The sequence below is a fragment of the uncultured Paraglaciecola sp. genome (assembly GCF_913020055.1).
GTDB lineage: Bacteria > Pseudomonadota > Gammaproteobacteria > Enterobacterales > Alteromonadaceae > Paraglaciecola.
In genome coordinates, this window is sequence record NZ_CAJWCF010000019.1 from 1 (window position 1) to 18,995 (window position 18,995).

Consider the following 18,995-nt stretch of genomic DNA (forward strand, 5'->3'; position numbering starts at 1 on the left):
ATGTTAAATAAAGATTTAGAGCAGACGCTAAACGAAGCGTTCATTTTTGCCAGAGAGCATCGTCATGAATTTATGACAGTAGAGCATCTCTTACTTGCCTTGCTTGATAATAATGCAGCTAAAGATGCATTGAAGGCCTGTGGTGCCAATATTGAGTCAATTAAACAAGAACTGACTGATTTTGTTAAAGATACTACTCCTTTGTTATTAGACGAACAGGGTAATGAACGCGAAACTCAGCCTACACTTGGTTTTCAACGTGTATTGCAACGAGCTGTTTTTCACGTTCAGTCATCGGGCAAAGAAGAAGTCAATGGTGCCAATGTATTGGTAGCCATTTTCAGTGAGCAAGAGTCTCAAGCTGTTTATATATTGAAAAAATCTGATGTGACACGTTTAGATGTAGTGAATTATATTTCTCACGGTGTGTCTAAAATTGATGATGAATCTCCAACGCACAGCGAAAGTGATGGTGAAACCAGCGAGCAAGAAGAAGCTGAGTCAATGCTGGATAAGTATTCCACTAACCTCAACCAAAGTGCCAAAGACGGCAAAATTGATCCGCTTATTGGCCGCGATAGCGAATTAGAGCGCAGTATTCAAATTTTATGTCGTCGTCGTAAGAATAATCCATTGTTGGTGGGTGAGGCCGGGGTAGGTAAAACGGCTATTGCTGAAGGTTTAGCTTATCGAATAGTCAACAATGAAGTGCCAGAAGTGATTTCACAAGCCACAGTTTATTCTTTGGATATGGGTGCGTTGTTGGCAGGTACTAAATACCGCGGAGACTTTGAGAAACGCCTTAAAGGTATTTTGAAAGAGTTGGCTGAATGTCCAGACGCGATTTTATTTATTGATGAAATCCATACTATTATAGGCGCGGGTGCAGCTTCGGGGGGAGTGATGGATGCTTCTAACTTGCTTAAACCAAAATTAAGTAGTGGAGAATTACGCTGTATGGGATCCACTACCTATCAAGAATACCAAGGTATTTTCGAAAAAGATCGCGCCTTAGCCCGTCGTTTTCAAAAAGTAGATGTGATTGAGCCGACTGTAGGCGATACAACCAAAATTCTGATGGGATTAAAATCTCGTTACGAAGAACATCATAGCGTGCGTTTTACCCATAAAGCTATTCGTGCAGCAGCTGAATTATCCGCTAAGTATATTAATGAACGTCATTTGCCCGATAAAGCTATCGATGTCATAGATGAAGCGGGCGCGAGTCAACGTTTGTTGCCGGCTTCTAAACGTAAAAAGACGATTGGTGTAAGTGACATTGAACATATCATTTCTAAAATTGCACGTATTCCAGAAAAGTCTGTTTCGGCTTCTGACAAACAAGTACTGAAGCATTTAGACCGTGATTTAAAATTAGTGGTATTTGGTCAAGACGAAGCCATAGATACCTTAACGGATGCTATACGTTTGTCTCGTTCAGGTTTGGGTAATGAAACCAAACCTATTGGTAACTTCTTGTTTGCAGGTCCTACTGGTGTGGGTAAAACAGAAGTCACCGCTCAGCTTGCCAAAGTTATGGGGGTTGAGTTGTTACGATTTGATATGTCTGAATATATGGAACGTCATGCGGTAAGTCGTTTGATTGGTGCTCCTCCAGGCTATGTGGGCTTCGATCAAGGAGGTTTATTAACCGACGCGGTGATTAAAAATCCTTATTCAGTAATTTTGTTAGATGAAGTAGAAAAAGCTCACAGTGATATCTACAACATATTATTACAAGTAATGGATCACGGCACCTTAACGGATAATAACGGCCGAAAAGTAGACTTTAGAAATGTTGTGCTAATAATGACTACTAACGCGGGTGTGCAAGAAACCATTCGTACATCTATTGGTTTTAAACAGCAAGATCATAGTCATGATGCCATGTCTGAAATCAAAAAAATATTCACACCTGAATTCAGAAATAGATTGGATGCAACTGTTTGGTTTAATCACCTTGATAGAGACGTTATTTTACAAGTGGTGGATAAATTTATCGTTGAGTTACAAGTTCAACTTGATAATAAAGGTGTGTCACTAGAAGTCTCTAATCAAGCGCGTGATTGGCTGGGTGATAAGGGGTACGATAAAAACATGGGCGCACGTCCTATGGCACGTGTTATCCAACAGCATGTTAAGAAAGAATTAGCTCACGAATTATTGTTTGGACGTTTGACTCAAGGCGGAAGTGTGAAGATAGCGCTGAAAAATGAAGCGTTAAGTTTCGAGATATTCTCTGACAGCAAAGAAAAACCTGCAGCGCTTAATTCTTAATATTCGTTAAACAGATATAAAAAAACCGATATTTTTCAATATCGGTTTTTTTTGTATCTTTACAATCTAGAATTGGGCTAGAGGATTGACCTGATTAGCCCAAAAGTAAAATGATAATTTATTATCTTGCGCGGTAGATGATACGACCTTTAGAAAGGTCATAAGGCGTAAGTTCTACTGTTACCTTGTCGCCGGTTAAAATACGAATATAGTTTTTACGCATCTTACCTGAGATATGGGCAGTCACAACATGACCATTCTCCAATTCAACACGAAACATAGTATTTGGAAGGGTATCCAACACAGTGCCTTCCATTTCAATACAATCTTCTTTCGCCATCTAACTCTGTTACCTCTAATCAATAAAATAAGTGTCTAAAAATGCCGCGCAGATTTTGCCCAATAAGGTGGCGAGTGTAAAGCTTTACCCTGCTTTTTTTGTAATTAGTTGCCATTTATCGTCAAAAAAGCGCTCATGGGGCAAAAAATTCTGTTTATAGCTCATTTTCTGACAGGTATCTATTTGATATCCCAAATACAGGAATGGTTTATTTAGCGACTTGGCAAGTTCAATTTGTTGCAAAATAGCAAAGGTGCCTAACGAACGTTGTTGTTCTTTAGGTTTAAAAAAAGTATATAAAGCAGACAACGACGCTACAAGGTTGTCGGTGACGGCAACACCAATAAGCTGCTCATTTTCGAGTATTTCAATAAATAATGCGTTGTTCCAAGGGCTTAATATAAACCCTTGATACTGTTCTAACGTTGCCGGGTACATACTGCCATCGTCATGACGTTGATTGATGTAGGATTCATACAGCGGATAATATTCTGGTTTGTCATCGTGACTAATACGTATTGTTAGGTCTTGGTTGCGCTTCATTATGCGCTTTTGACTCTTAGATGGTACAAATAGGTCAACTGGTAAACGAATTGACTCACAAGCGTTACACGAGCCGCAGTGAGGTCGATAGATTTGAGTACCGCTGCGCCTGAATCCGGCACCAATTAATAAATCGTACTCAAGTAAAGTAGGTTGAGTATCACTGATGAAAACCAATAACTGTTCGTCTTGCTCTGGTAAATAGCTACAAGTAAAAGGGGGGGTAATGCCGAATTTCATGCCCATAGGTTATATGTACTTATGCAAGTTAAGTATTTGTGGCTGCCAAACGGCTTTATCAAGTGATTGCTGGCTTTGCTGAGATAACATACTTAAAAACCTCGTTCTTGATATTTCAATACAGCCTAAACTGGCGAGATGAGGGTTTTGCATCTGACAGTCGATAAATTCGGCCCCTTGTGATTTAAGTAGTTCAACTAAAGACAGCATGGCTAATTTAGATGCGTTGGTTGCTTTGTGGAACATAGACTCCCCGCAAAATACTTTGCCCACTGCTACGCCGTATAGTCCACCCACTAAACTATTTTCGCTCCACACTTCGACAGAGTGAGCATGCCCAAGCTGGTGCAGGTTTTTATAGGCGTTAATCATGTCATCCGTTATCCACGTACCAGAATCGTTTCTGGGGATGCTGGCACAAATGTCAATGACTTGGTCAAAGGCGGTATTGATGGTGAAGCGATAGTCGCAGTTACGGGCGAATTTTTTCAGGCTTTTACTGCAGTTGAAGCTATCTAACGGCAATATGCCTCGTGGATTTGGCGACCACCACATAATAGGTTCATCTTGGCTGAACCATGGAAATATTCCAGATGAATAAGCCAATAACAAACGTTCGGCACATAAGTCTCCTCCAAATGCCAACAAGCCATTAGGATCGGTATGAGCCATGTCTACGGGGGGGAATATTAGTTGTTGGTCGAGCTTAGTCAGCGTCAGCATGAGAATATCGTTGTTGATTGTTATATAAAGAGTGAATAAAAAAAGGCCTCAAGTCGAGGCCTTTGTAGGTTATTAATTTATTACTCTTGAGCGTCTAAGAATTTCTCAGCATCCAATGCTGCCATACAGCCTGTTCCGGCTGAGGTAATCGCTTGACGATAAATATGATCGCTTACATCACCTGCGGCGAAAACACCCTCAACGCTGGTTTGGGTGGCATTACCTTCAGTGCCACTTTGCACTTTGATATAGCCGTCTTTCATCTCTAACTCACCTTCAAAGATGCCAGTATTGGGCTGGTGGCCTATTGCAATAAATACCCCCATCAAATCTAAATCTTCTGTTGCGTCGGAGTCTGTGTGTTTGATGCGAATACCGGTCACGCCCATCTGATCACCTAAAACTTCGTCTAATTGACGGTCTAGATGCAAAGTAACATTACCATTTTTAGCTTTTTCCATTAAACGGTCAGCGAGTATTTTTTCACTACGGAATGAGTCACGTCTATGAATAACATGCACTTCAGAGGCAATATTCGATAAATACAGAGCTTCTTCAACGGCTGTATTACCGCCGCCTACAACGGCAACCTTTTGATTGCGATAGAAGAACCCGTCACAGGTTGCACAGGCTGATACACCTTTACCCATAAAGGCAGTTTCTGATTCCATACCAAGATATTTAGCTGAGGCACCAGTACAGATAATCAAGGAGTCACAAGTATAAGTACCTTGGTCGCCAGTTAATGTGAAAGGTCGCTTTGATAAATCAGTTTTATTGATATGGTCAAAAATAATTTCAGTATCAAACTTTTCGGCATGCTTTTGCATACGATCCATTAAAGCAGGACCGGTTAATCCTTCAGGATCGCCAGGCCAGTTTTCTACTTCAGTGGTAGTGGTTAACTGCCCACCTTGCTGAATACCGGTCAACAATACAGGGTTGAGGTTTGCACGTGCAGCGTACACAGCAGCGGCGTAACCAGCTGGACCAGAGCCCAAGATTAGTAGTTTTACGTGTCTTGCTTCAGACATTTGACTCTCCAAATATTCTATTTTAAGCGCCATCTTCGATGACCCAAATTTCATTAGTCTTATGCTGGCTAGACATGTGGGCATGTCTGGCACTTTCAACATGTAAAGGGTAACTAAATTTAATCAACGTATTTCCCCGTTCCCTGTAACTTATCCCCAATGCTGTTGAAGATAGCATTGGGATTCACGAACTCTGTTCATTTGATTACTGGTATTCGGATTGGGCAAAACAAATATTGTTGGCTTTAACCGCTATTTTTTGTCAGGAACAGACCAACATAATAACGTCATGAGAAATCTTTGGGTATCGATTGTTGATTTTATATAACTTTAGGGTGTTAGCTAATGTGTGACTTAGCCGCTAGAATAGACTCGAGCTTTATTATGGAGTACCCAAGTTGGCACAAACTATCACAGCAATGGTGAAAGACGGTCAGCAGTATATGCAGACTTGGCCTATGCAACAACAGTTGTATGGCATGTTTCCTGAGTGCCGGGTTATTTCAGCAACCAATTTTTCGATAAAAGTGATGCCTGCTCTGGCTGTTTTAACCGTTGCTGCATTAATTAATTTGCAAGGAATTGAACGATTGCCTCAAGCATTAGCTATTGGTGCGTTCTTTTTATCTCTACCTATGCAAGGTTTAATGTGGTTAGGACATCGTTCAAATCAAAATTTGCCACCTGCCTTAAAAAGTTGGTATTTAGACATTCACCATAAAATGCAAATGCAAGGTTGTGACCTTAGGTCTGCGAAACAACAACCTAAGTATAATGAGTTGGCGAGATTATTAAAAACAGCATTTGATGAATTAGATAAAGCATTTACTAAACGTTGGTTTTAAACCCTACACGCATAAACAGGGAGTAAGGTGTATGCAAAGGCTTTTTATTGGAATACAAGGTAAAGCCGTTTGTTTAGACAAAGCAACAGGCGATATTCTTTGGTCGACTAAGTTAAAGTCATCTAGTAGCGTGACGAATGTCTATTATGAAGAAAATCAGGTTTTTGCTTATTCTGGCGGGCACTTGTTTTGCTTAAACGCCGGAACTGGTGAAATCATGTGGGAAAACGGTTTAAGTGGTTACGGTTTTGGTGCATGTATCATTGCCAGTGAAAGTCAAAGCTCGGCAGCCGCAATTTCCAACCAAGTCGCTTCTCAACAAGCTGCAGCGTCAAGCACAATAGTAGCCACAACAAGCTCAGGTTCCTCAGGAAGTGGCGACTAGCCAAAAGTCAAAGGCATAGCTCGGTTCTTAGGGGGCTTTTACATTTTCTACAAATATAAGTTTGTACTCCCCTAACCACTTTATTGTGTCTTCTTATACTTAATTCTATTGGCCCACATTCACATTGATACTTGAAGCTTTTACCTTTTACTTTGCTGACATCCATCTGATGATAGGTTTGTCCTTTTAACTCAAATAATTCAAGCATTAAACCCTGCCATTCTTTGCCGTGAGGGCGAACTTTTCCAAAAAGTGTATAAGCTAATAAATGACATACTTCATGGGGCACAACTTCCTCTATAAATGCGTCCACATTGTCACACAGCAGTACAGGATTAAAACGTAACTCATTAATTTGTAACCGAGCACAACCCGCAATTTTGCCCCTTTGATTAAAGCTTATTTTGGGTAATACAAAATTTCTGCCAAAGTATGCAGAGGCATGAACAATACATTGTTCAACTTTTTGAATGACTAATTGTTGGGGATTAAATGACAAAAAAGCTCTGCATATAAGATGAGTTACTGACAATGGGGTCATTTTAACCAATAATTAGTTAAAGCCAATCCTTTTGAGACTATCAATGCAAGACCAACAGCAACGCCGTTCATTAGACTTTCGTTTTTTAGCCGAGCCTACCGATGTTAATTTTGGCGGTAAAGTACATGGTGGTATTGTGATGAAATGGATGGATCAGGCCGGTTATGCCTGTGCCGCTCAATGGAGTGCACATTATTGCGTGACGGTATCTATTGGTGGTATTCGATTTATTCGACCGATTTTAGTAGGCCAGATGGTTACCTTGACTGCGCAAATTGTGTATACCGGTAAAACAAGCATGCATATTTATATTCGGATTGTGGCGGGTGATCCAAAACAAAGTAAAATGGTTGAAACTGGACACTGTATTATAGTTTTTGTGGCCAGTGATGAAGCAGGCTACCCGGTCGAAGTACCCACTTGGTTGCCTCAATCAAAGTTAGATTTTGCGTTAGAAAAATATGCTATTCAGGCTAAGGAGTCAGCGCAAAGTTTAGATAAGGAGTTATTAGTGGCTTTGAGTGAAGATGAGTAGTTAATTTGTAGTTTCTTACTACCGTTATGCTGAGGGTTTCTTTGGCGATACAAGCTTATTATCTATGCTTAATATACCCTCTTTAATGGTAATACTTCCAGACCAAATTGAACCATAATGTTGTCCATCTAGGTATAAGTCTTTTTGGTATTTACCTATGATTTCCAGTTTATGCGGATTCGAATTTGTACCAAAAATAACAGTATGTCTTAATGGGGAAGGTGAGCTTTTACCGACTGTCGATATATGCATTAAGTCTGATGAATAAGCTTCGATAATGGTAATAGACAAACCTGGGTGAGTGACATCATATTCTACCCATTTTTCCTCTACTATCCTTCCATCATTAGCTCCAGTTACACCTAATAATGTTGTACAGCTATTTAACAATAGAGCAACGCTGAGAATAACGGGTTTAGACCAATGCTTCATTAACATTCCTCGATTATTTAATTTTTACTAGAAAACCCAACGTCCTTTTTAAGCTTTCTAGCAAAATCTCATTTGTAGTAAATTAAAGTATTTTATTAATCTTGCGCAACGTTTCTTAGCAATGAATAAATATCTATGACTATAATTCGCAAGCTAAGCAGTATGCATAAACACCTTTAGGGTCATTCAGTTTAGCTACAGCTTCAATGTCAGCTGTTAATTCTTTAACAAGGCTTAAGATAGTACTGGATTTTTCCATTTCGAAAGCGCCATCAAATGACACAGAAACGCTTTGGAACAACTCTTTCCAGAACAGCTCACTTTTAGACATGCTTCTTTGGATGTATTGAGTATCGTAGGTTTCTAAATTAGCTAATTCAGCAGCAGCTTTCACCCCGTCTTCTAAATAACCTAGTTCATCTACTAAACCTAACTCTAGGGCTGTATCTCCAATCCACACACGTCCTTGGGCAATTTGGTCTACTTGTTCTTTACTCATTTCACGCTTATCAGCCACTAATGAGATGAATTGGTCGTAACCGTGTTCGATACCTCTTTGCATAATAGCGGCGACTTTAGGGTTAAGGGTTTTAGTGATGCCCATACCAGCAAATTCGGTTGTACCGACGCCGTCTGAATGCACACCTAAATAATCCAAGGTGTTTTCAAAGGTCAAGAACATGCCAAATATACCAATTGAACCTGTGATAGTACTAGGTGCCGCTAGTATTTTGTCTGCGCCGGCAGAAATCCAATATCCACCAGATGCCGCATAGGTACTCATTACAGCCACAACTGGTTTGCCGACAGCTTGTAAGTTTTCAACTTCTTGACGAATAATTTCTGAAGCAAAGGCACTGCCACCAGGTGAGTCAACATACAATACGACTGACTTAACGCTATCGTCGTATCTAGCTTTGCGAAGTAACTTAGCAGTACTGTCGCCGCCGATTTGGCCTGGTTTTTTGGTACCGTTTAAAATAGTGCCTTTGGCTACGACTATAGCGACCTTATCTAGGTTGTTAGACATATTCGGTACTACAGGTTTGATTACCTTTAAGTAACTTTTATAACTGATGGAATTAAATCCCATGCCACTATCGTTTTTACCTACTACAGCAATAATTTCTTGTAGAGCTTGTTCGCGGGTTTTAAGCGCATCTACCCAACCAAAATCCAATGCGTATTTTGCAAAGTCTCCACCAACTTGTTCGAATTTCTCTAGGAATACGTCTAACTCTTCGTCAAACTCAGTGGCATTCAATCCACGCGCATTAGCCACACTGGTTTTGTATTGTGTCCACATAGCCGTTAACCAAGCTTTGTTTGCCTCTTTTGCGGCGTCTGACATGTCGTCACGAATGTAGGGTTCTACTGCTGATTTATAGGTACCTACTTTGAATACGTGAGTTTCTGCTTTTAGTTTTTCGATAGCGGATTTGAAATACATTCCAAAACGACCATAACCTTCAAACATCATAAAACCCATAGGGTTGAGGTAGAGGTGATCAGCACGACTGGCTAAATAATATTGGTTTTGGCTATAGTAATCGCCAATCGCATAAATCGGTTTTTCGCTTTCTTTAAAGCCTTCCAATGCCACAGCAATTTGTTCTAACTTATCTAAACCAGCACTGCCTAATCCATGCAAGTCTAAAACTAAGGCTTTTATTCTGCGATCTTGTTTGGCGTTTTCTATTGTCAGTAAAACGTCTTGCAATAAGATTTCTGGATTATCGTCTTCTTGCTCAAAGGCTTCTTCCATAAATTCTGTGAAGGGGTCGACAGCTTCCTTCTCTATAACCAAGTTACCGCTTAATTTCAGCACTAACGCTGAACCAGTTGGTACTGTAATTTTATTATCATCTTTTAAAAATACCGAGATAAAGGCAATAAAGATAACGATGAAAATGATGTTTAAAAATAACTTTCGACTAAAATTAAGGGTGGTCCATAAACCGACAAACAACGACTTAGTCCAACTGTTTCCTGAAGACATAATAGGTATACACACTAGTTACAAAATAATACGGCATCCTATCGAAAAAAGTACGTGGTGAACATTCTCAAATGTAATTCTTTGTAACTTTTACATTTCGTAGTAAATAATTTGCGATAGACTTGCTCAAGTCCAGCAAAACATTAGGCCATTTTAGATATGACAACAAACACCCATTATCCTCATATATTTGCCCCCCTTAATCTTGGTTTTACTGAGTTGCCTAACCGCGTGTTAATGGGCTCTATGCACCTTGGTTTGGAAGAAGAAAAACATGGCCTAGAGAAATTAGCCGCATTTTATGCAGAACGTGCCGCTGGAGGGGTAGGGCTGATTGTTACTGGTGGTGTGAGTCCTAATCGACAAGGGTGGTTATTGCCCTTTGCAGCCCGAATGAGCAATAAAAAACACGCTAAAGAACATCAAGTCATTACCGAAGCTGTGCATCAACACCAAGGTAAAATTTGCCTACAAATATTACACTCTGGTCGTTATGGCTACCATCCTTTTGTGGTTGCACCGTCGGCCATTAAATCACCTATTAATCCTTTTAAACCTAAAGCAATTTCAAAAAGAGGCATTGTTAGCACCATTAATGATTACGCTAATTGCGCCGCTATGGCCAAGCAGGCTGGATATGATGGTGTAGAAATTATGGGGTCAGAGGGTTATTTTATTAATCAGTTTTTATGCCCTCGGACTAATCAACGAGATGACGAATGGGGTGGGAGTTTTGAAAATCGCTCGCGGATTGCGGTTGAAATCGTCAATGCGGTTAGGCAAAAAGTTGGCACTGACTTTATCATTATATTTCGTTTGTCTATGTTGGACCTAGTAGAAGGTGGCAGCAATTGGGATGAAGTAGTTGCCCTTGCAAAGTTAATTGAGAGCTGTGGTGCCACATTAATCAATACCGGCATTGGCTGGCATGAAGCTCGCGTACCGACCATTGGAACTATGGTACCAAGAGGCGCATTTACTTGGATAACCGAACGTATGAAAAGTGAGGTCAGTGTGCCGCTGATCGCGACCAATAGGATCAATACCCCCGAAATTGCGGAAAAAATACTGGCCAGTGGCCAAGCTGATATGGTCTCTATGGCTAGGCCATTTTTGGCCGATGAAAACTTTGTACGCAAAGCACAGCAAGGCCGTGGTGACGAAATCAATACCTGTATTGCTTGTAACCAAGCCTGTTTGGATCATGGGTTTGCCCGCAAGCGGGCTACTTGTTTAGTTAACCCCCGAGCCGGTTATGAAACCGAACTCAATTTTCCCTTAACCACACACAAGAAAAAATTGGCTGTGGTCGGCGCAGGGCCGGCTGGTCTAGCTTTTAGTTGTTATGCATCTGAACGAGGGCATGAAGTGCACTTGTTCGAAAAAAGCAGCGAAATTGGCGGCCAGTTTAACTACGCTAAACGTATACCCGGAAAAGAAGAATTTTTCGAAACCTTGCGATATTTCAATAAGAGATTAGAAGTGACCGGTGTGCACCTACATTTAGACAGCGAGCAAAGTGCTGAGTCGTTAGCAGATGCAGAGTTTGAACAAGTAGTACTTGCTACAGGGATCAAACCAAGAGATGTCAATATTGAAGGCATACAGCATGCTAAAGTCATGAATTATCTTGATGTGCTTAGAGACAACAAAGCGGTCGGTAAAAAGGTAGCGATTATAGGGGCGGGGGGAATTGGTTTTGATGTAGCTGAGTTTTTAGTTGAAGAACATTCATTGACTACCGAGCCAGATAAGTGGCTTGAAAATTGGGGCATTGATAAAACATATGCGCAAGCTGGCGCATTAACACAAGCAAAAGATTCACCGCCAACCAGACAGATATTTTTACTACAACGCAAAACCAGTAAAGTTGGCAAAGGTTTAGGTAAAACCACTGGTTGGATACATCGTGCTGCTCTGCAAAGGAAACAGGTACAAATGATGGGCGGAGTGAATTATTTGAAGGTGGATGACCTAGGTCTACATATTGAAATAAACGATAAACCACAAATATTGGATGTGGATAATATTATTTTATGTGCTGGTCAAGAGCCTCTGAGAGCCTTGCAACAAGGTTTAGAGGATAAAAGCATCAAAACACATTTAATTGGTGGTGCAGATGTAGCGAGTGAACTCGATGCAAAACGGGCCATCAGGCAGGGCGCAGAGTTGGCCGCTGTTATCTAAACAACTTCTAAACAGGTATTTGTGTCTCTTATTGGCCAATACAGAAATAAAAAGGAGTGCTTAGGCACTCCTTTTTTTTTGCTTTGTGTTTTGTTTCACAAACTCAGATAGGTTGTACCTCAGGTAAGTGGGTTACTTGGCGGCTATCTGCTGAATTACCTTTTAGTTTTTCAACTAACATGCAGTTGATTGGCACCAGAATAAGCGTAATAAAGGTAGCAAATAAGATCCCAAAACCCAGTGATACTGCCATAGGGATTAAGAACTGTGCCTGAGTCGATTTTTCAAATAATAGCGGCGTTAGCCCAATAAACGTAGTCAGGCTAGTAAGCATTATTGGCCTGAAACGAGATGCGCCTGCGATGATTACCGCTTCCATTAATGTGACCCCTTCTAGGCGTTTTTTGTTGATGAAATCCACTAGTACTAAAGAATCATTCACCACCACACCGACTAATGCCAACATACCCAAGATACTCATGATGGTGAGTTCCATGCCCATTAACCAATGACCCATCACCGCTCCAATCATGCTAAATGGAATAACACTCATTACAATAATAGGTTGCACGTAATCTTTAAAGGGGATAGCCAACAGTCCATAAATCGCAAAAAACACCATTAATAAGCCTATTCCGAGAGATGAGAAAGATTCTCTTTGCTCACGAGCTTCGCCTTCCATTTTAAAGGTGACTCCCGGATATTGGTTGACAATTTCTTGCACATATTGATTTAAATCAGCTTGTAGCACTGTCATGTTGGTTTTGTTTTTTTCCACATCAGCGGTCACGTTAACGGTTCGGAATCTATCAATACGCCTAATTCTCGATGGGCTTTTTCCTGGTTTTAATGTGGCAATGTGGGACAAGGGCACGGCACCGCACCGCCAGATGGTGTGGCTATCAAGATATTTTGTAAATCAGATAACGAACGCCTTTCATCAATGGGCAATCGCACCATAACTCTTACATCGTCTCGTCCCCGTTGAATGCGTTGTACTTGGCTACCAAAAAATGCATTACGCACTTGGTTTGAGATACTGACTCGGGTTAAGCCTAATGCTTTACCTTGGTTGGTCAGTTCAATCTGTAATTCTTCTTTACCGTCTGACAAACTGTCTGCAATTTCGAAAACAGTGGGGTAGGTGGTTAGGCGTTGTTTTATTTTATCGGCAATTTCTTGCAATGTACTTTGTGAATTGCCACTGAGCTGTATGTCTATAGGATCAGATGAACGACCAATCTCAGCGCGATAAGTAACACTTTCTGCGCCGGGTATTGGACCGATTAAGGCCCGCCATTCACTGACTAATTCTCGCGACGTGATGGTTGACTCTCTTTGTTCAGGTGGAATGATCTCAAAGCGCACTGAACCAGAGTTTGACGCGCCTCCTCTTCCCCCAGTAGAGGCTAAAATGTTAATGATCACACTTTCGCCACTTTCCTCGTCAGTGTATTTTTCTCGTAATACTTCAGCCTGTTCAGCCATTTCAATAATGTATTTATTCGTCACCTCAAAAGTGGTGCCGGTGCTCATAGTTAAACTGGCTCTAACGGTTTCACTGGGTACACGAGGGAAAAAGATAAACTTGGTCCAACCGCTCACCAATAGAGCCATTATAATCGAGAATGTACCGATAAATACGGCGAGCGTAGCGAATTTGTGGCGTAAGCTGAAAGCCAAAAGTGGCTGATAATAACGTAATATCGCACGCTCAAATCCATCTGCGAAACGTTCCTGCCATTGTTCGAAACGGTTACCTTTGTCTGACTTAGCATTACGCAGTTTGATGCGTTTAAGGTGAGAAGGTAAAACAAATTTTGATTCAATCAACGAAAACAATAATACCGGAATAACAACTACCGGAATTTGTGAGAACAGCGCACCGCGATTTCCTTCAATAAATGCAAAAGGTATAAAGGCGGCAATAGTGGTTAAAATTCCAAAGGTGACAGGTGTTGCTACTTCTTGTGTGCCTTTAATTGCTGCTTCTTCACCTGACTCCGCCGTTCGCAGATGGGTATAGATGTTTTCCCCGGTGACTATGGCATCGTCGACCACTATGCCGAGTACCAATATAAAACCAAATAAACTCATAATATTCAGAGATACACCAAAAAATGGCATTGCTAAGAATGCCCCCATAAAAGACACTGGGATGCCAATAAATACCCAAAATGCAATGGCAGGGCGTAAAAATAACGTGAGTAACAGTAGCACTAATATGCCACCTTGCAGCGCGCTGCCACCTAAGGTGGCGATACGGTTTTTAACGATTTGTGAGTCATCATCCCAATAACTTAATTCGTAACCTTCTGGCAGCAGAGCTTGTTTGTCTTCTATGTATTGCTTCACTTTATCCGCTACTTCAACCGCACTTTGTTGGCCTATTCTATAAACATCAATAAAGGCTGCTTGTTTACCGTTGAAGCGAGTACGTATGGGAGTTTCTTCAAAACCATCTTGGATATCTGCAATGTCTTTTAAGCGTAAGATAGACCCGTCGCTGTTGGTTTTAATTGGGATGTCGGCGAATTCATCTTTACGATAGGCTTGGCCTTTAGAACGGATTAACACATCGCCACCATCGGTTTTAATGTTACCGGCAGAAATATCGCTACTTGAGTTAGCCACCGCTGCAGACACTTGTGCCAAGGTTAAACCATATTGACGTAATCTATCTTGCGGGATCTCTAAGGCTATTTCATAGTTACGTACGCCAGCTAATTCAACTTGAGTGATGCCAGGGATCCGTAATAAATCATCACGCACTTGTTCGGCAAATTCGTTGATTTCTTTTTCACCGTAAATGCCCGCTATGGAAACAGCAATCACTTCACGTTTACGCTGCGCTAGAGACACAACAGGGTTTTCTGCATCGCCGGGGAAGGTGTTGATCGCATCCACTCTAGACTTAATATCTGCCAACATTTCTCTGGCATCGTAATCAGAGTCCACTTCAATACTCACACTAGCTGAGCCTTCAGATGACACACTGGTAATTTGTTCTATGCCTTCAAGATCTTGTACTGCTTCTTCAATTAGAATTGCCACGCCTAACTCGGTGTCTTCAGGAGTCGCGCCGCGTAAGGTTACAGAAACATTGATACGGTCTGTTTCGAATGATGGAAACACTTCTAAAGGAATACGACTGGCTAGGCTATAAAAACCTGCAAATAATATTGTTATCATCAGCAAATTTGCTGCGACGTGATTTCGGGCAAACCAAGCAATCATGTCAGTTCTCCAGTCTTAATAGATGAGGTAGGATTGAAATGAGTCATTATTATTCGTTATTTTCCACGTTAGCAGCAGTAGAACCGGCTCTGTCAGCTTTTCGCTTGGCACGTAACTCGTCCACGGTCAGGCCCATTTTCTTGGCCATTTGTTGTAACTTGGCATCTCGCTCTGGTGACCGTTGACGCTGATTTTGCGGTCTGTTTTCGCCAGCAATACTGACGCGGGTGCCAGAGCTGACTTGCCCTAACGGTGTGGTAACTAATAATTCACCTGCATTGAGGCCGTTGTCTATGATGCTATTTTGACTATTCTGCCAGCGAATATTGATATCCCTTCTTTTTAACAATCCATCCACAACTATATAAACGTAACTACCTTGATAAATCGTACTATTGTTAATCACTATTGCATCATCCAAGGTTTTACCTTGCACTTCAGCGGTAACATATTGGCCTATTTTTATGGAAGCACCAGGATGTAACTGTGGGTTATAAGGGTCTTCAATTTTCGCCACAATATAGAGTTGTTGTGAGTCGCTGCTAATCGCCCCTTCAGTTCGAATGATGTTGCCAAGCCATGTTTGGCTTTTGCTTAAACTAGAGGTGAAACGCGCCTCGATAAGCGGCTGTAAACTATTATTGGTACGAAATTCTTCTGGAAAATTGACCAAATCAATATCACTGTTATTAATAGGTAAGCGAATTTCCACTGAATCAGTTGAATAAATTTCCGCCGTTTGACTATTCGCTGCCAATACTTGACCAAAGTCGACTAATTGTTTGAGTATTCTGCCGTCATAAGGTGCCGTTATTTCGGTGCGTTCTAATGCAAGATTGGCGCGAGTGAGGCTCGCTTCTGCTGATAACAATCTTGCTTGAGCGGCTGCTAACTGAGGTTTACGTAACACCAGGTCGCTAGGTGCTTGACCATTTCCTAATCTTTTCCAGTCATTTGCCGCTTGTGTTGCATTCGCTTGTTCTTCTAACAATGTTTGTTCAGCTGAGAGTAAATCTGATTCCGCAATTTTCACACCCGCAACATAATCTCGTTGGTCAAGTTTAAGTAATACGTCGCCTTTGCTAAAAAATCCTCCGTTTCTAAATTGAGGACTCACATAGTTAATTTGCCCAGATACTTGTGCCACTAAAGCACTTTGGGTTTTGGGTTGTACGGTACCAAAGGTGTCGACCACTACGGTAAAACGCTGCGGTTTTAGTTGTTGTACTTCAACCGTTAGTTGTGACGCACTTGATGGGCCACCGCGACTACTTTCTGGTGGGTTATTAAGGATAACTTTGGAAGCAATTAGTGTAATGGCTAATATAGCCAGTGGAATTAGCCACTTTTTGACCTTACTCATTGGGTAACACATCCTCTTGTTTGTTATCTTGTATATTTTTGTCGTTAGAAAAATCACCACCTAAGGCAAGGTGTAAATTAATACGATTGGCAAGTAACTGATTTTTAATTTGGATCAATGCGCTTTGAGCGTTGAAAGAACGCCCCTGCGCTTCAAGCACCGTTGTATAAGTAACCAGTCCCCGTTGATATTGTTCAAAAGCTAAAGTTTCGGCCGCTTCTGCGTTTTGTTGGGCGGCTAACGTAGATTGATAACGCTTTTTTAAACTGCTTTCTGCGGTGATGGCATTTTCCACATTAGAAAATGCATTGTATAAAGTATCGAGGTAAATTTGCTCTTGTTGCTTTAGTTGCAAGCGAGCAATTTCTTCATTGGCTTTTAGGTCTCCAGCTCGAAACAATGGCGCCGTTAACCCCCCTAACAATGACCATGCGAGAGATGAACCTGATAATAGGTTTGTTAACTCATCTGCATTATTAGAGATAGACGCTCGTAAGTTTATGCTAGGGAAGCGCTGTTTATGAGCAAATGCCACCCCCGCATCTTTGGCTAATACTTGATACCAACTGGCTAACAATTCTGGTTTTCTACTAATAATATCTAACGGCATGCCTAATGGAATATCAGTAGTAAGCAAAGGTAATGTCAGTTGTGTTGAGGTTAAACTTGCATCCGGATAACGGCCTAACAAACGTTCTATGTTTCTAACCGATTGTAAGTGTTTATCTTGCTGCTCTGCATAGTTTGATAATTCGCTGTTAAGTTCATTCCGTGATAAATAAACATCTAAAGCAGCGTTTAGACCTTGTTGATAACCTGACTCTATAATGTCTAAGTTTTGTTTTGCATTATTCACTCTTTGTTCAAATAAATTAGTAAGCTGTTTTGCCGCAATCCAATCAAACCAACTGCTCACCACGTTTGCTACTAGTGTTTGTTTATCTTGTTGGTATTGAGCTTTGGCTGCAAAATAGTCTAAATTCGCTTGTTGTTGAGCGGCTGAGAGTTTGCCCCAAATATCGAGCTCATAACTTGCCTCGAGTTCGATTGAGCTGCTATTGCTGACGCTACCACTTATTGACTTGGATCTACCTGTGTTCAGGCCAAGGTCAAGATCTGGCCAAAAGTTTGCGTCCGCTTGCACGAGTTTTTGTTCTAATATTTTTACGTCGTAGGCTTTCTGGCGAAGGGATTGGTTGTTGTCTAGCGCTTCATTAACTAAGCGACTTAACTTAGGCTGGCTAAATTGCGCAAACCAGTTGTCAGTAGCCGGCATTGTTTTTTCACTGACTTGCCAGTTTTGCGGCACGCCAGCATTGCGGATTTCGTTGTCCACTTGGCTAGTTTTAACACACCCACTAAGCCAAACCACAACGAATAATGATGGAGTTAACTTCACTGAATATTTAAACCATTAGAAAAATAGACCTACAGAATAAATGATTGTATATCCCTAAAATTGCGCTTTACGAAACTTTTACACTCGCTTTCGTTCAACCTGTTTTTTTGGTGGGTCGTCGTAATTTATTGACTGTTTTTAACTGAAGAATACTTTTTTGATTGTCAAACCGAGCCAATGTAAAGAGAGGTATCTTATAAATGGAGCAGAAATGCATGATTTTATAAACGTATTCCATGCACAAATGTACAACCCGCCAAAACAAGGTAATTATTCATTGGGGTTAACTCTGATAGATGCACCTCACCTATTTGGTCGGTTTTCACTTTGTTTGATAATTCAAAGAAGAAACCCCAATCAGAGTTTTTGGCTCGAAGTTCTAGATAGGGGAAAACACTGATGTTCCATTTACCTGTCGCGTAGTCATGATTGATCGGTAAATTTTGGGCATTTAAAATCTTATATTGCCCTTTTTGTTTAAGGTGAATGGTTAAATCCAGCTCACAATTTTGACTTGTATACACATTCGCCCAGTCTTGTTGATGTGTTTGTGCCTGCGGTTCAACCCCTGACGGCACCAGCATTAAAGCAATTGAATCTTCTTTGTACCAATGGTTATCAGTAAATAACATACTGGTATGGTGTATGTCCCAAGCAATATTACTCATTGCATTGATGACTTTGTTTACTGCGTTTCGGTCGTTAATAATTGGTGAATAGGTTAATGATGATTGCGTAATGGACGCAGGGAATGTTAACTGGTTAACCTTAACGGTGAAATCAGCCTCAACTAATTCCTTATTTATTTCTTTAATTTGTGCATCTGATAAATAACGGGAATAAAGATGGACTGTGGTTTGGCTGCATCCGCTAAGAAACAAGGCCACGAGTATCAAGTATTTCAAAATACGCGGG

General features: G+C 41.0%; 15 protein-coding genes and 1 pseudogene. 5 read left to right on the forward strand and 11 right to left on the reverse strand.

What is annotated here, in order from left to right; all coding sequences use genetic code 11:
• On the forward strand, window positions 1-2,277 hold the full coding sequence (gene clpA, locus QZ488_RS05935) for an ATP-dependent Clp protease ATP-binding subunit ClpA (protein ID WP_293746897.1): 2,277 nt from the start codon (window positions 1-3) through the stop codon (window positions 2,275-2,277).
• Window positions 2,278-2,398: 121 nt separating this feature from the next.
• Here the strand turns inward: clpA and infA are convergent, their stop codons facing one another.
• The 4 genes from infA to trxB all read right to left on the reverse strand — a co-directional run bounded on the left by infA (window position 2,399) and on the right by trxB (window position 5,157).
• Entirely contained in the window at window positions 2,399-2,617 is a 219-nt protein-coding gene (infA, locus tag QZ488_RS05940; RefSeq protein ID WP_007618153.1) for a translation initiation factor IF-1, read from the reverse strand.
• 84 nt (window positions 2,618-2,701) lie between these two features.
• Window positions 2,702-3,400: an arginyltransferase gene (locus tag QZ488_RS05945; RefSeq protein ID WP_293746950.1), complete on the reverse strand. Its 699-nt coding sequence runs from the start codon at window positions 3,398-3,400 to the stop codon at window positions 2,702-2,704.
• 9 nt (window positions 3,401-3,409) lie between these two features.
• Window positions 3,410-4,123 carry a leucyl/phenylalanyl-tRNA--protein transferase gene (gene aat / locus QZ488_RS05950; protein ID WP_293746898.1) on the reverse strand — a complete coding sequence of 238 codons (714 nt, stop codon included), beginning with the start codon at window positions 4,121-4,123 and terminating at the stop codon, window positions 3,410-3,412.
• Between the two features lie 80 nt (window positions 4,124-4,203).
• On the reverse strand, window positions 4,204-5,157 hold the full coding sequence (gene trxB, locus QZ488_RS05955; protein ID WP_293746900.1) for a thioredoxin-disulfide reductase: 954 nt from the start codon (window positions 5,155-5,157) through the stop codon (window positions 4,204-4,206).
• A gap of 398 nt (window positions 5,158-5,555) precedes the next feature.
• On the opposite strand from trxB, the gene yfbV reads away from it, so the two are divergent.
• Both yfbV and QZ488_RS05965 read left to right on the forward strand, forming a co-directional pair.
• Entirely contained in the window at window positions 5,556-6,002 is a 447-nt protein-coding gene (yfbV, locus tag QZ488_RS05960; protein WP_293746901.1) for a terminus macrodomain insulation protein YfbV, read from the forward strand.
• Between the two features lie 31 nt (window positions 6,003-6,033).
• A complete protein-coding gene (locus tag QZ488_RS05965; RefSeq protein WP_293746902.1) occupies window positions 6,034-6,387 on the forward strand; it encodes a PQQ-binding-like beta-propeller repeat protein in 354 nt (117 codons plus the stop codon).
• A gap of 7 nt (window positions 6,388-6,394) precedes the next feature.
• Here the strand turns inward: QZ488_RS05965 and QZ488_RS05970 are convergent, their stop codons facing one another.
• The gene (locus tag QZ488_RS05970) at window positions 6,395-6,886 is read right to left on the reverse strand and encodes a SprT family zinc-dependent metalloprotease (protein WP_293746904.1); all 492 of its coding nucleotides are present in this window, start codon (window positions 6,884-6,886) and stop codon (window positions 6,395-6,397) included.
• 85 nt (window positions 6,887-6,971) lie between these two features.
• On the opposite strand from QZ488_RS05970, the gene QZ488_RS05975 reads away from it, so the two are divergent.
• Window positions 6,972-7,463: an acyl-CoA thioesterase gene (locus tag QZ488_RS05975; protein ID WP_293746906.1), complete on the forward strand. Its 492-nt coding sequence runs from the start codon at window positions 6,972-6,974 to the stop codon at window positions 7,461-7,463.
• 24 nt (window positions 7,464-7,487) lie between these two features.
• Here QZ488_RS05975 and QZ488_RS05980 read toward each other — a convergent pair whose 3' ends face one another.
• Window positions 7,488-7,895, reverse strand: coding sequence for a hypothetical protein (locus QZ488_RS05980; protein ID WP_293746907.1), 408 nt, complete (start codon window positions 7,893-7,895; stop codon window positions 7,488-7,490).
• Between the two features lie 139 nt (window positions 7,896-8,034).
• Window positions 8,035-9,894: a signal peptide peptidase SppA gene (sppA, locus tag QZ488_RS05985; protein WP_293746908.1), complete on the reverse strand. Its 1,860-nt coding sequence runs from the start codon at window positions 9,892-9,894 to the stop codon at window positions 8,035-8,037.
• Between the two features lie 159 nt (window positions 9,895-10,053).
• Between sppA and QZ488_RS05990 the strand changes: the two genes are divergently transcribed.
• Window positions 10,054-12,081 carry an NADPH-dependent 2,4-dienoyl-CoA reductase gene (locus QZ488_RS05990; RefSeq protein WP_293746909.1) on the forward strand — a complete coding sequence of 676 codons (2,028 nt, stop codon included), beginning with the start codon at window positions 10,054-10,056 and terminating at the stop codon, window positions 12,079-12,081.
• A gap of 103 nt (window positions 12,082-12,184) precedes the next feature.
• Here the strand turns inward: QZ488_RS05990 and QZ488_RS05995 are convergent.
• The 4 genes and pseudogenes from QZ488_RS05995 to QZ488_RS06010 all read right to left on the reverse strand — a co-directional run bounded on the left by QZ488_RS05995 (window position 12,185) and on the right by QZ488_RS06010 (window position 18,985).
• Window positions 12,185-15,318 (reverse strand): annotated as a pseudogene (locus QZ488_RS05995) (efflux RND transporter permease subunit).
• Window positions 15,319-15,367: 49 nt separating this feature from the next.
• On the reverse strand, window positions 15,368-16,681 hold the full coding sequence (locus tag QZ488_RS06000) for an efflux RND transporter periplasmic adaptor subunit (RefSeq protein ID WP_293746910.1): 1,314 nt from the start codon (window positions 16,679-16,681) through the stop codon (window positions 15,368-15,370).
• On the reverse strand, window positions 16,674-18,080 hold the full coding sequence (locus QZ488_RS06005) for an efflux transporter outer membrane subunit (RefSeq protein WP_293746911.1): 1,407 nt from the start codon (window positions 18,078-18,080) through the stop codon (window positions 16,674-16,676). The genes QZ488_RS06000 and QZ488_RS06005 overlap by 8 nt, the downstream gene beginning before the upstream one ends.
• 221 nt (window positions 18,081-18,301) lie before the next feature.
• A complete protein-coding gene (locus QZ488_RS06010) occupies window positions 18,302-18,985 on the reverse strand; it encodes a hypothetical protein (RefSeq protein WP_293746912.1) in 684 nt (227 codons plus the stop codon).
• Window positions 18,986-18,995: the final 10 nt, after the last annotated feature.

Excerpts from the sequence above, each read along its gene's own strand:
- clpA (WP_293746897.1), top strand. The coding sequence starts at position 1 with ATGTTAAATAAAGATTTAGAGCAGACGCTAAACGAAGCGTTCATTTTT.
- infA (WP_007618153.1), bottom strand. The coding sequence starts at position 2,617 with ATGGCGAAAGAAGATTGTATTGAAATGGAAGGCACTGTGTTGGATACC.
- QZ488_RS05945 (WP_293746950.1), bottom strand. The coding sequence starts at position 3,400 with ATGAAATTCGGCATTACCCCCCCTTTTACTTGTAGCTATTTACCAGAG.
- aat (WP_293746898.1), bottom strand. The coding sequence starts at position 4,123 with ATGCTGACGCTGACTAAGCTCGACCAACAACTAATATTCCCCCCCGTA.
- trxB (WP_293746900.1), bottom strand. The coding sequence starts at position 5,157 with ATGTCTGAAGCAAGACACGTAAAACTACTAATCTTGGGCTCTGGTCCA.
- QZ488_RS05965 (WP_293746902.1), top strand. The coding sequence starts at position 6,034 with ATGCAAAGGCTTTTTATTGGAATACAAGGTAAAGCCGTTTGTTTAGAC.
- QZ488_RS05975 (WP_293746906.1), top strand. The coding sequence starts at position 6,972 with ATGCAAGACCAACAGCAACGCCGTTCATTAGACTTTCGTTTTTTAGCC.
- QZ488_RS05980 (WP_293746907.1), bottom strand. The coding sequence starts at position 7,895 with ATGAAGCATTGGTCTAAACCCGTTATTCTCAGCGTTGCTCTATTGTTA.
- sppA (WP_293746908.1), bottom strand. The coding sequence starts at position 9,894 with ATGTCTTCAGGAAACAGTTGGACTAAGTCGTTGTTTGTCGGTTTATGG.
- QZ488_RS05990 (WP_293746909.1), top strand. The coding sequence starts at position 10,054 with ATGACAACAAACACCCATTATCCTCATATATTTGCCCCCCTTAATCTT.
- QZ488_RS06000 (WP_293746910.1), bottom strand. The coding sequence starts at position 16,681 with ATGAGTAAGGTCAAAAAGTGGCTAATTCCACTGGCTATATTAGCCATT.